This window comes from Yokenella regensburgei, from assembly GCF_003634235.1.
In the GTDB taxonomy this organism is placed as follows: domain Bacteria; phylum Pseudomonadota; class Gammaproteobacteria; order Enterobacterales; family Enterobacteriaceae; genus Yokenella; species Yokenella regensburgei.
The window spans coordinates 19,510-32,597 of record NZ_RBIZ01000005.1 but is presented as its reverse complement, the minus strand read 5'-3'; the positions used below and the strand labels follow the sequence as shown (position 1 = coordinate 32,597).

Annotated in this window: 11 protein-coding genes; 4 read left to right on the top strand and 7 right to left on the bottom strand. The window is 53.5% G+C overall.

Going from position 1 to position 13,088, the window contains the following annotated elements:
• Positions 1-31 precede the first annotated feature (31 nt).
• From malM to malK, 3 genes are all read right to left on the bottom strand, one after another.
• On the bottom strand, positions 32-967 hold the full coding sequence (gene malM / locus C7387_RS15185) for a maltose operon protein MalM (RefSeq protein ID WP_120817000.1): 936 nt from the start codon (positions 965-967) through the stop codon (positions 32-34).
• Between the two features lie 110 nt (positions 968-1,077).
• Positions 1,078-2,418 carry a maltoporin gene (locus C7387_RS15180; RefSeq protein WP_120816999.1) on the bottom strand — a complete coding sequence of 447 codons (1,341 nt, stop codon included), beginning with the start codon at positions 2,416-2,418 and terminating at the stop codon, positions 1,078-1,080.
• A 44-nt stretch (positions 2,419-2,462) separates the two neighbouring features.
• Positions 2,463-3,572, bottom strand: coding sequence for a maltose/maltodextrin ABC transporter ATP-binding protein MalK (gene malK / locus C7387_RS15175; RefSeq protein WP_120816998.1), 1,110 nt, complete (start codon positions 3,570-3,572; stop codon positions 2,463-2,465).
• Between the two features lie 371 nt (positions 3,573-3,943).
• Here malK and malE point away from each other — a divergent pair, with 371 nt between their 5' ends.
• From malE to malG, 3 genes are all read left to right on the top strand, one after another.
• Positions 3,944-5,134, top strand: a complete 1,191-nt coding sequence (gene malE / locus C7387_RS15170) for a maltose/maltodextrin ABC transporter substrate-binding protein MalE (RefSeq protein WP_006816672.1) — start codon at positions 3,944-3,946, stop codon at positions 5,132-5,134.
• 64 nt (positions 5,135-5,198) lie between these two features.
• Positions 5,199-6,728 (top strand): maltose ABC transporter permease MalF, encoded by a 1,530-nt coding sequence (gene malF / locus C7387_RS15165; protein ID WP_120816997.1) that lies wholly within the window; start codon positions 5,199-5,201, stop codon positions 6,726-6,728.
• Between the two features lie 13 nt (positions 6,729-6,741).
• Complete coding sequence (gene malG, locus C7387_RS15160; protein ID WP_006816670.1) at positions 6,742-7,632, top strand: maltose ABC transporter permease MalG; 891 nt, start codon at positions 6,742-6,744, stop codon at positions 7,630-7,632.
• Positions 7,633-7,711: 79 nt separating this feature from the next.
• Here malG and psiE read toward each other — a convergent pair whose 3' ends face one another.
• Positions 7,712-8,122, bottom strand: a complete 411-nt coding sequence (gene psiE / locus C7387_RS15155; protein ID WP_006816669.1) for a phosphate-starvation-inducible protein PsiE — start codon at positions 8,120-8,122, stop codon at positions 7,712-7,714.
• A gap of 540 nt (positions 8,123-8,662) precedes the next feature.
• Here psiE and C7387_RS15150 point away from each other — a divergent pair.
• Complete coding sequence (locus C7387_RS15150) at positions 8,663-8,890, top strand: hypothetical protein (protein ID WP_006816667.1); 228 nt, start codon at positions 8,663-8,665, stop codon at positions 8,888-8,890.
• Positions 8,891-9,576: 686 nt separating this feature from the next.
• Here C7387_RS15150 and C7387_RS15140 read toward each other — a convergent pair.
• The 3 genes from C7387_RS15140 to C7387_RS15130 are packed head-to-tail and all read right to left on the bottom strand — an operon-like array spanning position 9,577 to position 13,048.
• On the bottom strand, positions 9,577-11,673 hold the full coding sequence (locus tag C7387_RS15140; RefSeq protein ID WP_120816995.1) for a YjbH domain-containing protein: 2,097 nt from the start codon (positions 11,671-11,673) through the stop codon (positions 9,577-9,579).
• Positions 11,673-12,416, bottom strand: coding sequence for a capsule biosynthesis GfcC family protein (locus C7387_RS15135; protein WP_120816994.1), 744 nt, complete (start codon positions 12,414-12,416; stop codon positions 11,673-11,675). Before C7387_RS15135 ends, C7387_RS15140 begins: the two co-directional genes overlap by 1 nt.
• The gene (locus C7387_RS15130; RefSeq protein WP_120816993.1) at positions 12,413-13,048 is read right to left on the bottom strand and encodes a YjbF family lipoprotein; all 636 of its coding nucleotides are present in this window, start codon (positions 13,046-13,048) and stop codon (positions 12,413-12,415) included. Before C7387_RS15130 ends, C7387_RS15135 begins: the two co-directional genes overlap by 4 nt.
• Between the last annotated feature and the right edge of the window lie 40 nt (positions 13,049-13,088).

Below are 13,088 nucleotides of genomic sequence, written 5' to 3'. Positions count from 1 at the left end.
AGCCTAAAACATCAGCACTGCGGGGAGACGGTCACCCCTTGCCTTTTACACTGCTGATAAAGGTGGAACGCGCTGAGGTGGATCCAAGGCGCTCTGCCTCGTCCAGAAGCTTCAGCGCTTTATCAACATCACCCTTCGCAACCGCTTGTTTGATTGCGTTATTGAAATAGCTTTCGGTATCGGTCAGCACGGGCTCGCTTTTCTTCGCCGGTGCCGGAGCTGGCGCGGCGGCAACCGGCGCGGCATAAACCGGTGCTGCCGTATTGCCTACCGTCACCGGGCCAGTCGTTGAGGAGCCAAACAACGGGCCAACCAGCACGCTGGAGCCTGACGAGGTTTTCACCTTCAGTTTCACGGTGCCATCGGTGAAGTGGCGGGCAATCGGGTCAGGAATATCCGGAATCGCATTACCGGTGCCTTTGGCATAGGCTTTCGCCGGATCCAGCAGCGTGGTGGTCTTCTGCAGGTCCTGCGGCGTGGTGAACACCAGAACATAAATTTTCTGCTGACCCAGCGCAGGCGTCAGGCGCATTTCACCTTCCAGACGGTCCGCGCTCATCACGCCTGGTTCCTGGTAAGTGAAATAACTGCTCGGGAAGAACGCCGAAGGCGTCATGTTCTGATCAAGAATCAGCACGTTCGGTGCAAACACTTGGGTTCTTTTATCTACTTCGCTGGTGAGCGTCAGGTACAGCTCACCGATATTTGCCGGTACGCTGTACGCCGCAACCGGGCCAGAAATCCCCGGTACGTTGAGCTGCTGACCACCGGCGGCAAGCGAGGTGCTTTGAATTTTAGATTGATCAACTGGGGTCCAGACCAGTTTCTGCAGAGCATCTGCAGGGATCGCCGGTGCAGCGGCGGTGTTCTGCGGAACAATGTTCACCTCAGCAAACGTCAACGCAGGGGCACTTGCCAGCAGACCCGCACAGAGACTCAGTGCGACGAGACTTTTTTTCATTTTCATTGTTATTACCTCAGACAATGGCCAAGCGGTAGCCAGGCAATAGCGCGCTGGGCCGAAGGACAGAGGGGCTTTCGCCCCTCATCAGGTCATTACAGGGGGTTAACGGGCCATTACCACCAGATTTCCATCTGGGCGCCGAAGGTCCACTCGTCGCTGTCACCGCGGCCGAAGGAACCACCGTTGAAGCCATTGCTGGTCGCCTTGCCGTAGTTAGGGTTGGTCGCGGAGTTACCGTTGTAGTCGTAGCCCCACTTCTCATCCCACTTGGCGTAGGTAGCGAACAGACGAATCGCCGGACGAGACCAGATGCTGTCACCGGCCTGCCATTGCTGTGCAAGGGTAATTTTGTACTGGTTGTTGGTGTCGCCGGTATTCTGCGACTTCACGTTGTCGTAGCCCACTTCCAGCAGGGTGCTCATGATAGGCGTCCACTTGTACATCGGGCGCACACCGACGGTCCACCATTGGGTCCCGTTGTTGTTGTCCCAGCTGATGTCCTGATACATACCGACGTACATCAGATCCCAGCTGTCGCCGAGGGAGATGGCACCGTGGTCGAGAACGCGCAGCAGGTGGCCGTTGTTGTTAATCGCGTAGGCATATTTGTCGTTGTCGATACCAACACCAGAGCCCTGTGCCTGACCTTTACCCTGCGAAGTCATGGCATCGGTCGCGTACTGTATAACAAACTTGTTGTAGCCCTTCAGCATGCTCTGAGTATGTTCTGCAGTAAGCATCCAGCCATCTTTAGAGGCACCGTCAACCAGATAGTAATTGTCACGTTCGTTGGCACGACCGTAGTCAACACCAAACTCAAGAGTACCGCCCGGGTTCACTTCCATCTGCGCTAAACGCACGTCGAACACGTCGTTGGCAGTACGGCTGGTGTAGTCATAGATACTGTTGCTGGAGAAGGAAGAAGAACCGCCTGCTTCAGAAGAACGCGTCGCTGCGAGAGAAAGTTTACCGAAGCCGACGTCGATGTTTTCCAGACCTGCGCCCGGGCCGGAGATATCCCAGTAGTAGAAGTCGATCATGTGGACGTCATGACGCTGATAGAAACGCTTACCGGCCCAGATGGTGGAGCCCGGCAGCCAGTCGATCAGGTTTTTACCCTGCACGTTGGCTTCACGGAATGCCGGGTCAGTCGCTTCCCAGTCATTCTGCTGTGCTACGGAGTATGCAACGTTGGTATCGAAGTAGAAGCTCTTATCACCTTCTTTCCACACTTCCTGGCCCAGTTTCAGCTCAGCGTAGGTTTCACATTCGTTACCAAGACGGTACTTACTTTGGGCACCGGTCGCCTGGAAGCATTGCTGCTCGCCGCCGCTGCCTGTCCAGCCGATACCGGAACGGGCATACCCGTGGAAATCAACGGCCATCGCCTGGGCGGACAACACGCCCGCCGCAACGGCAACTGCCAGTGGAAGTTTGCGCAGAGTAATCATCATTCTATCTCCTGAGATCATTGCTTTTCTCTTGTTTTTTATGGGATTTAAACGCCAGGCTCTTGATGCAGCCGACGACAAGCTGTGCCATCTTCACGGAACAGATGACAGCGCTCTGGCGGCAAACCAATGGCGAATGTGGCTCCCTCTTCTACCAACACCACATCAGCCTGGCGGTAGACCAGGTTCTGACGAATGGCGGGGATCTGGATATGAATTTGCGTTTCGTGGCCCAGCTGTTCGACGACCTGCACTTCCCCTTCGAGAGTGACGTCGGCGATATCGCTCGGCAGCAGATGTTCCGGGCGAATACCCAGCGACATGTTGGCGCCAACTTGTACACCGTTGCTTTCCACCGGCAGCCAGATGCGCTGGCGATTTGGCAGTTCCACCTGAACCTGTTCAATCGCGGTGGCGGTGACTTTCACCGGCAGGAAGTTCATTTTTGGCGAGCCGATAAAGCCCGCGACGAAGCGATCCGCCGGGTAGTGATACAGCTCCAGCGGTTTACCGGTTTGCGCGACGCGGCCGGCGTCCAGCACCACGATTTTGTCGGCAAGCGTCATGGCTTCTACCTGATCGTGGGTGACGTAAATCATCGTGCGGCCAAGGCGTTTGTGCAGGCGCGAGATCTCAATGCGCATCTGCACGCGCAGCGCGGCATCGAGGTTGGAAAGCGGTTCATCGAGCAGGAAGACGCGCGGCTCTGCCACCAGCGTACGGCCAATTGCCACGCGCTGGCGCTGGCCGCCGGATAACGCCTTCGGCTTGCGCTCAAGCAGGTGCGCCAGTTGCAGCACTTCCGCCACCTGGTTCACGCGTTGGGCGATAACCTCTTTCTTGGCTCCGGCAAGCTTCAGGCCAAAGGACATGTTTTCGGCAACGGAGAGATGCGGGTAAAGCGCATAGGACTGGAACACCATCCCAACGCCGCGCTCGGCGGGTGGAATGTCGTTCATGCGAATATCGCCAATCAGCAGATCCCCTCTGGTAATCGTCTCCAGCCCGGCAATCATGCGCAGCAGCGTCGACTTACCACAACCTGACGGCCCGACAAACACCACGAACTCCCCTTCGTGAATGTCGAGGTTAATGTCTTTCGACACCACCACATCGCCCCAGGCTTTCGTTACATTTCGCAGCTGTACGCTCGCCATCCCCTTCTCCCTTCGTTACAACCTGTCACTAACGGAAATACTCAAGATGGCCTGACTATGCGGCATTGATAACGTGGGTGAATCCTCCACCCCCGGGGTTTTTAATGGGGGAGGAGACGGGAGGATGAGACGGAGGGCTCTGCCACCCGATGTTGCGCGGAGGGGGGATTTTCGTGATGGGAGCGGCAAATTCAGGTGCGGTTTTATGTGCGCCAACGCCCATAACGGCTATTTATGCAATGCAGATCACATAACGCGGCGGAGGGGCGTAGCTTCAGGGAGGATGGAAAGAGGATGTCATATAAAGAAACTAAGCAGCGTAAAAGCCACTGAAGTGTATCCACGAGCACATACTAGAAAGGACGGGATATATGAATATCAAAACTGGCGCTCGCATCCTCGCGCTGTCTGCATTAACCACGATGATGTTTTCCGCCTCTGCCCTCGCCAAAATTGAAGAAGGAAAGCTGGTTATCTGGATTAACGGCGATAAAGGCTATAACGGCCTCGCCGAAGTGGGTAAGAAATTCGAAAAAGACACCGGTATTAAAGTCACGGTTGAACACCCGGACAAGCTGGAAGAGAAATTCCCGCAGGTTGCGGCGACCGGCGACGGCCCGGACATTATCTTCTGGGCACACGACCGCTTCGGGGGCTACGCGCAGTCTGGCCTGCTCGCTGAAGTAACGCCGGATAAAGCTTTCCAGGACAAACTCTATCCGTTCACCTGGGACGCGGTACGTTACAACGGCAAACTGATTGCTTACCCGATCGCGGTTGAAGCGCTGTCGCTGATTTATAACAAAGATCTGGTTCCGAACCCGCCGAAGACCTGGGAAGAAATTCCAGCCCTGGATAAATCGCTGAAAGCGAAAGGCAAATCAGCCCTGATGTTCAACCTGCAGGAGCCGTACTTCACCTGGCCGCTGATTGCCGCCGACGGTGGTTATGCGTTCAAGTTTGAGAACGGCAAATACGATGTGAAAGACGTAGGAGTGGACAACGCCGGGGCGAAAGCTGGCCTGACCTTCCTGGTTGATCTCATCAAGAACAAACACATGAACGCCGATACCGACTATTCCATCGCGGAAGCCGCATTCAACAAAGGCGAAACCGCGATGACCATCAACGGTCCGTGGGCGTGGTCCAACATCGACAAGAGCAAAATCAACTACGGCGTCACGCTGCTGCCTACCTTCAAGGGCAAGCCGTCTAAACCGTTCGTTGGCGTGCTGAGTGCGGGTATTAACGCCGCCAGCCCGAACAAAGAGCTCGCGAAAGAGTTCCTCGAAAACTACCTGCTGACCGATCAGGGTCTGGAAGATGTGAACAAGGACAAACCGCTCGGCGCCGTCGCGCTGAAATCCTTCCAGGATAAGTTAGCCAAGGATCCGCGTATCGCGGCCACCATGGATAACGCCCAGAAAGGTGAAATCATGCCGAACATCCCGCAGATGGCGGCCTTCTGGTATGCCACTCGCACTGCGGTGATCAACGCTGCCAGCGGTCGTCAGACAGTAGATGCCGCGCTGAAGGATGCGCAGGGTCGTATTACCAAGTAATACTTTTATCCCCTCTCCCTCAGGGAGAGGGAGAAAAGCTCAAACGCAGTAGAGGAAGATCCCCATGGATGTCGTTAAAAAGAGTCACTGGTGGCAAAGCGATACGCTGAAATGGTCCGTTATCGGACTGTTGTGCCTGCTGGTGGGTTACCTTGTCGTTTTAATGTACGCCCAGGGGGAGTACCTGTTCGCCATTATGACGCTGATTTTAAGCTCAACTGGCCTCTATATTTTTGCTAACCGTAAGGCCTACGCCTGGCGTTACGTCTACCCAGGCATGGCCGGGATGGGGCTGTTCGTCCTGTTCCCGCTTATCTGCACCATCGCCATTGCGTTCACTAACTACAGCAGTACCAACCAGCTTACCTTCGAACGCGCCCAGCAGGTGCTGTTAGACCGCTCTTATCAGGCAGGAAAATCATTTAACTTTGCGCTCTACCCTGAAGGTAGCGAATGGCAACTGGCGCTGACCGACGGCGAAAGCGGGAAGCACTATCTCTCCAGCCCTTTCGCCTTTGGTGGTTTTCAAAAGCTGACGCTCAAAGAGACAACCTCCCTGCCGGAAAGTGAACGCGCCAACCTGCGGGTGATCACCCAGAACCGTCAGGCCCTGAACCAGCTGACCGCGATTTTGCCGGATGACAGCAAAGTGGTGATGAGCTCGCTGCGTCAGTTCTCCGGTACTCAACCGCTGTATACCCTCGCAAGCGACGGGACGCTGACCAATAATCAGAGCGGCGTAAAGTATCGTCCGAATAACGATATCGGCTATTACCAGGCCGTGGGCGGAGAGGAAAAACTGAGCCCAGGATATACCGTCACCATCGGCTGGGATAACTTCATGCGCGTGTTTACCGATGAGGGCATCCAGAAGCCGTTTTTCGCCATTTTTGTCTGGACGGTAGTGTTTTCCATATTAACCGTGGTGCTGACCGTGGCGGTTGGAATGGTGCTGGCCTGCGTGGTGCAGTGGGAATCCCTGAAGGGCAAAGCCATTTACCGGGTGCTGCTGATCCTGCCCTACGCGGTACCGTCGTTTATCTCAATTCTTATCTTCAAGGGGTTGTTTAACCAAAGTTTTGGCGAGATAAACATGATGCTGAGCGCGCTGTTTGGCATTAAACCAGCCTGGTTCAGCGACCCTACCACCGCCCGAACGATGATCATCATCGTCAACACCTGGCTCGGCTATCCGTACATGATGATCCTGTGCATGGGGCTTTTAAAAGCGATTCCGGACGACTTATACGAAGCGTCGGCAATGGATGGCGCTGGCCCGATGCAGAATTTCTTTAAGATTACCTTCCCGCTGCTGATTAAGCCGTTAACGCCGCTGATGATCGCCAGTTTTGCGTTTAACTTTAACAACTTTGTACTGATCCAGCTCTTAACCAACGGTGGGCCGGACCGTCTGGGCACCACCACTCCGGCAGGCTATACCGACCTGCTGGTGAGCTACACCTACCGTATCGCCTTCGAAGGCGGCGGCGGACAAGACTTCGGCCTCGCGGCGGCTATCGCCACGATTATCTTCCTGCTGGTTGGCGCTCTGGCGATTGTGAACCTGAAAGCCACACGCATGAAATTTGACTAAGGAGGGCTGAAGAATGGCCATGGTACAACCGAAATCCCAGAAGCTGCGCCTCTTTATCACGCACCTGCTGTTGCTCATTTTTATTGCGGCGATCATGTTCCCGCTGCTGATGGTTATCACTATCTCACTGCGCGAAGGTAACTTCGCTACCGGTAGCCTTATCCCGGAGAAAATTTCGTGGGAACACTGGAAACTGGCGCTGGGCTTTAGCGTAGAGCACGCCGACGGCCGCATCACGCCACCGCCCTTCCCGGTGCTGCTGTGGCTGTGGAACTCGATAAAAATTGCCGGGATCACCGCGATTGGCATCGTCGCCCTCTCCACCACCTGCGCCTATGCCTTCGCCCGTATGCGTTTCCCGGGGAAAGCGACGCTGCTGAAAGGGATGCTGATTTTCCAGATGTTCCCGGCGGTACTGTCGCTGGTGGCGTTATACGCCCTGTTTGACCGTCTCGGTCAGTATCTGCCGTTTATCGGTCTGAACACGCATGGTGGGGTGATCTTTGCCTACATGGGCGGCATTGCGCTGCACGTCTGGACTATCAAAGGTTATTTCGAAACCATCGATGGCTCTCTGGAAGAAGCTGCAGCACTGGATGGCGCTACGCCGTGGCAGGCGTTCCGCCTGGTGCTGCTGCCGCTGTCGGTACCGATTCTGGCGGTGGTATTCATCCTGTCATTCATCGCCGCAATTACCGAAGTGCCGGTCGCTTCACTGCTGCTGCGTGATGTGAACAGCTACACCCTGGCGGTGGGAATGCAGCAATACCTTAACCCGCAGAACTATCTGTGGGGAGACTTTGCGGCTGCGGCGGTGCTGTCCGCCATTCCAATTACTGTTGTCTTCCTGCTGGCACAGCGCTGGCTGGTCAGCGGCCTGACCTCGGGCGGCGTCAAAGGTTAAGTTTCATTATGTAATGCCACTGTAACCCTCAACTTGTGACTTGTGACTGTTGTCAGGCGCTCCCCGGAGCGCCTTTTTTTTATTCCCGCTTGAGTCGCGTGGAATTACACAGCCACAGGGTGATCACAAGAATTAAGATCGCCCCCGAATAGATCAGCACATCGAGAGGCGAAGTGTGATCGACGATGATCAGTCGCACGATAGCAGTGATCCCGATATACACAAAGTAGCGCAGCGGAAAATGGTATCCGGACTGGAAATACTTCACGATCAGCGCAATAAACTCAAAGTAGAGGAAGTACACCACCAACCCCTCTACCAGGTCGTATTTGCTCGTTTTTTCCGGCGAGAAGAGTACGTCCGCCAGATGCAATGTCTCTTTACCCAGAAAGACAACGAGAATGAGCCCAAGGCTCAGCAAACCAAGATTAAGTACACCCTGCAAAATGGTCGAGACCAGCTCGATACGTAGACGTGGATTCGGCGTCATGACAGCACCTGTGTTGTTGTCGTAATGTTGTAACTTACCTCCTGTATAGCGCAAAAATGTGACGGCGATCTATCTTTTTTTGTGTCGATTGCAACGTTTTCCGGCGCTCTGCCACCATCATTTGCCCCCCAAAATAATGACCACCAGCGCGATTATTTACACCAGAAATAGTGGGATAATGTTCCAGTTATTAAGTAAACCGATTTTATTCACACTCACCGCAATGAAAGGATAATATCTTAATCTCAATATAAGGAAGATCCTAAAAATCAACATGAGATATTTTCAAGAGACTTCTCATTTACAATTTTAATATAAGGATTGTCTCATAAGGATAATTTATAATTCAGTCATTTCATAAGGTTAGTGTAATTAATGATATCAGCCTTTTGATTTTCCGTATTAATCACTTCACAAAATAAAACTGAGTTATTATTATCAAAAGCCACAAGAGATGGAGGGGTTTATATAATTAATAATGTCAATGACTGTACTGGTCGATGTTTAGCCAATGCATATACTGCAAGGATCGTGTTATCAATGATTAGGGTGATCGATGTTTACTTAAAAGCCAATACGCGCTGGGTGTTTATCGCAATACTTATCTTTGGGATCGGACTGGGGATGCTGTTGAATATAGCATTAAATCTCCATGGTGAACAAAAATACGATGGATATCTGATTGGCAATGGTGCTTTCTTTTTACTTTGCGCCTATGCCTGTTTACGTATGCACGTAATTTCAAGACCACAGGAAGAATCAGAATAAGTCACTTAAATGCTTGGGCAACGATATCACCATTTCCCGGTCGAACTCGTACCCTGGGCTTTGCTCAAGCATAAAATTTTTGTACACTGCTACTTTGGTTAATAGCATCCAGGTGGACACGAGTGCGATACTCGAAGATAACGCTTCATATACTTGAACTTTACATCACCCCATTAATCTATCTGGTTTTGATTGTGTTTGGCGTGTACAAATCCTGCATTTCCAGCATAGATGAACCGGATGTAACAATTCCCATATTTAGTCACTATCCATTTACATTCAGCCTTATTGGTATTGTTGGTCTCGCAATATGGTTTATCACCACGGTACTTCCAGAAAAGAATAACGAAAACATTCAACCTTCCATCATCAATAATAGCAACACAGAACATCCTCGCTCCTGACACACTATAAAAATTAACATTTCACGTGAGGTTTGTCCGATTATTGATAATGCAACAGGATATTGTCTGGATCGTACCGGTATGACCAGGTAGTATCTTTTACCGAAATACCCCGCACAGTTTAGATGATTAGTCTTCAGTTTTTGAACCAGGTTGTCCTGAAATAGTTTCGTTCTGGTTGCCGGGGGGCGGCGTCCGACCACCCCCTCTATTTTTATTTCCTCAATGTTTATTTCATGATATTCCAGTAGCGTTTTTTTAATACGTAATATTAACAACTACTCAACGGAAGTTAATATTCCGATCGTTCGTCATGTCATATAGCTGGAATTTACGCCCAAGACTCTGACCACCATCACGCGTTAGCGGCGTCCAGCCTATACCGGCGCGGCTACGGGTTGGACTTGATGTGAACAGATCCAGCGGAATAGATACGTAAACGCCTTTGGTGAAGTCCCCTTCGCCATACTCTTCCGGAGAGGCGTTGGTTATCGTGGCATAGGCGCCGACGGCAATGCCGCTGTCGAACCATTTGATAATTTCCATGGTGCCGCCCTTATCACCGGCCAGGTATTGCCCGACGCTGGCTTTGAGCACCACGTCCTGCGCAAACCACGGGGTCCAGTAGGCTGTCAGGTGCCCGGTCTTCACGCTGTAATCGGTGAATTTCATCATGTCCTGCGCGCTGTGCCAGTCACGCTGCTTCACGTAGTTGGCATCGATACCAAATGCCCAGTTGCTGTCGAGCGGGCGATAAAGCACCTCAGCCCCGACGCCGCCGAACATCGTTTCCAGATAGCCACCGTAAACCTGGCCATAGAACCCGTTGCCCAGGTACTGGAAGTAGTTAGCCTGCAGGTTGTTCACATAGATATCATTACCCACATAGTCACGCACGTGAGTACGAACACGCGGCAGCGTGGAATCCTGTGGTGGGTTGGTGTAATTGAACTTATCGTAGTTATTCGCCAGGTTAGCAAACAGACTGCCGGTGGTCAGCAGGTGGTCGGTGACCCACCAGTCGGCGGTCCCCATCACCCCGAGCTGGTACATATAGAAGTTTTCTGGCCCGCCAATAGACTGGTTAAGCACCGGATCGATATGGAAATCAACGCGAGGTTTCTCCATATACCACCCCTGCTCCGGCTTTTGCGGTACCACCGGCTCAATACGTTTTTGCGCCAGCGGCGTTTCATAGCCCAGCGGCTCACCTTCCAGATGATGACGCAGGCTGGCAACATCCGTTTCAACCGTCACCTGCGGCAGATGAAGGCGGTTTTCGGTGATGTTAATAGTGCGGATCCCTTCCGGCAGATCGTTCATGACAATCCGGTTTGCGCGCTCAATACCTTCGCGTGAATCTCGGTATTTCACCTGCTCTCCGGAAACATACAGCGTATCGCCCTGCACCTGGATTGCCGGATCGGCAAGCCCGGCGTTGTATTTCAGCTGAGTGAGCTGGTTTGCTACCACGCTATGCTGAAGAATGGCGTCCTGCGGTTCCGGCTGGTACTTCGGTCGCAGGTTGTCGTTGTACGACGGGCGTAGATCGTTGAAATTACTACGCAGCGTAAAGCCAAACATGAACGTATTGCCGCGTTCGTAGCTCAGGTTAACGTCGGCCCAGTCTGTGATGCGATAAATAGCGCCGACGTTAAACTTGCTCTTCTGCTCTATTTTCCCCGCGAAGTCACGGGAGTAATCGTTACCTTCATATTCGAGTTTCAGACGCAGTGGGTGCCAGGGCGTCTGGTATTCCACACCACCGAACAGTGCCGCCGGGCCGCGGAACATCTGGCTGCTGTCAACAGAACCCGCTTTGCGATAGCTGTTATCACGGTAGCAATAAGCATCGTCATACACGCAGAACGGGTTTTTCACGTTACCGCTGGTGCCAAGGTAGCCCCAGCCTAGCCCAAGCGTAAAATCAAAGGGACCCCAGGCTTTGCTTGCCACCACGTATTCCGCATCAAAGAGGCCAGTACCACCGATGTCGCGCGCCCCTGCCGCTACCTGTGGTAGCCAATAGCTCTCTTCCCACAACCGCACCTTGAGATCAAAGGCTTTATCTTTGTAGGTTTGAGAGCCAGAGAAGGCTTCCACGTTGCTGTACAACTTGGTGCGCACGTCGGTATAGCGCAGCGTGGTTTCAAGCCACGGGAACAGCTGAATGGATGCGGAGTAGTAGCGATATTGATCGTTGTTGTGATAGTTAAGGCTCATCTCCCCTTCACGCGCCATACGCGCCGTGGGGGTTTGCAGCAGACCCACGCCGCCGAAATCCTGCTGCGATGGTCCCACCGGGGCGGGAAAGGTTTCTGCATGGCATGCCGCACTCACGCCCAGCGCCAGCAGGCTGTAGAGAAATCTGGTTTTCATTATTCAGGTATCCGCTGTGCGAGGGTGTGAAGTATTTCGGCGTTGAGTTCGTCGTACTTATTCGTCCAGAGCGAACTGGCAAACCCTACGAAAATCACGCTACCGGGCGCAGGTTCGATGTGACGCCTGTTCCAGTACGCCACGGGAGCTTTCTCACTTCTGCCATCGGGATAAATGACCCATGCATAGCTACGATCGGCACCGCTCAACAGTTCCTGAGTATCGAGATAGCTCGCCACGTCGCGGCCGGGAGTGAACGGTTGTTGACCGGGATGGCTTATCAGACCGAAGAGACGAACCGTTGTGGGTTCACGGCCTACCCACAGGGTGTAATCCCCCGCAAGCGGCGGGTTCGCTCGCGGCACCAGGCGGACGCGGTCAGGATCAAGATTTACCATCTGCCTTCCGGTGACTTTCAGCGCCTGCACTTGTTGGCGCAGCGTGTTGATAACCGCCGCATCTTCGTCATCCTCCTCAACGGCCAGCGCGCTCAGACGACCGAGCAGCGTCTGCTGTGCCTCACGGGCTTTGAGCGTAGCCTGACGCTCGCTGATAACCGCTCCCGGCCACCAGCTTTCGGCAAGCCAGGGCTGGCCCACCACATCGGCCAGTCGCTCAACGTTGGGGAGCATTTTCGCAGTCAGGCTACCGTTCTGGTAAATCTCAACCTTACCGGCCGCCAGAACAGGCAGCGGAGCGACGATGAGTACCAGACAGGCGGCAATGGATAAGCGTTTCATCATTTCGCCGCCTTAATCAGTTGAGTTTTAACCGGGAAGTAATCTGCACCGAGGTACTGCTCGGACTGGCGAATCTGCCCTTCGGCATCCACCCAGAATCGGTTGTGCCAGCGGGTCTGATCGGTGGTAACCGCTTCATCCAGAACCCGAACATTCGTCGTTTCCCCGGCAAGCGTCACCGTATCGTGGCCGGTCCAGCGGAAGATGGACCGTGCGATGGCGTAGCGGACTTTCCCGTATTCGGTCCAGCCCATCGTGCGGGTCCAGGCCGCGCCATCAACTATCTGATTCGGTTTCATCAGCGGGTCTGCCTGCGCATTAGAGACTTCAAGCAGGTTGTCGCCCCTGAGCAGGGTTTTAACCAGGCGGCCGTGTTGTGTCACCAGAGTGGCACGATCCTGCGTCACCCATTTCTGCTGCCCGTTTTCTGAGAAAGCGAGCACCACAAATAGCTGCGGGCCGTTGTTGAGCCGCATGTACTGACTGGCATACGGCATGTTGTGAATTTCATCTTGTGAGAGCTGTACGCCTGGGGCACCGAAAACGCTTTCCCAAAGCGATTTCCCCAGACCTCGGTTATGGGCTGAGCATGCCTGAAGCAGCAGGCAAAGCAGGATAATGGACGTTCGCTGCACGACGCTTCTCCAAAGGGGAAAAATAACCACACCGAAGTGT

Excerpts from the sequence above, each read along its gene's own strand:
- malM (WP_120817000.1), bottom strand. The coding sequence starts at position 967 with ATGAAAATGAAAAAAAGTCTCGTCGCACTGAGTCTCTGTGCGGGTCTG.
- C7387_RS15180 (WP_120816999.1), bottom strand. The coding sequence starts at position 2,418 with ATGATGATTACTCTGCGCAAACTTCCACTGGCAGTTGCCGTTGCGGCG.
- malK (WP_120816998.1), bottom strand. The coding sequence starts at position 3,572 with ATGGCGAGCGTACAGCTGCGAAATGTAACGAAAGCCTGGGGCGATGTG.
- malE (WP_006816672.1), top strand. The coding sequence starts at position 3,944 with ATGAATATCAAAACTGGCGCTCGCATCCTCGCGCTGTCTGCATTAACC.
- malF (WP_120816997.1), top strand. The coding sequence starts at position 5,199 with ATGGATGTCGTTAAAAAGAGTCACTGGTGGCAAAGCGATACGCTGAAA.
- malG (WP_006816670.1), top strand. The coding sequence starts at position 6,742 with ATGGCCATGGTACAACCGAAATCCCAGAAGCTGCGCCTCTTTATCACG.
- psiE (WP_006816669.1), bottom strand. The coding sequence starts at position 8,122 with ATGACGCCGAATCCACGTCTACGTATCGAGCTGGTCTCGACCATTTTG.
- C7387_RS15150 (WP_006816667.1), top strand. The coding sequence starts at position 8,663 with ATGATTAGGGTGATCGATGTTTACTTAAAAGCCAATACGCGCTGGGTG.
- C7387_RS15140 (WP_120816995.1), bottom strand. The coding sequence starts at position 11,673 with ATGAAAACCAGATTTCTCTACAGCCTGCTGGCGCTGGGCGTGAGTGCG.
- C7387_RS15135 (WP_120816994.1), bottom strand. The coding sequence starts at position 12,416 with ATGATGAAACGCTTATCCATTGCCGCCTGTCTGGTACTCATCGTCGCT.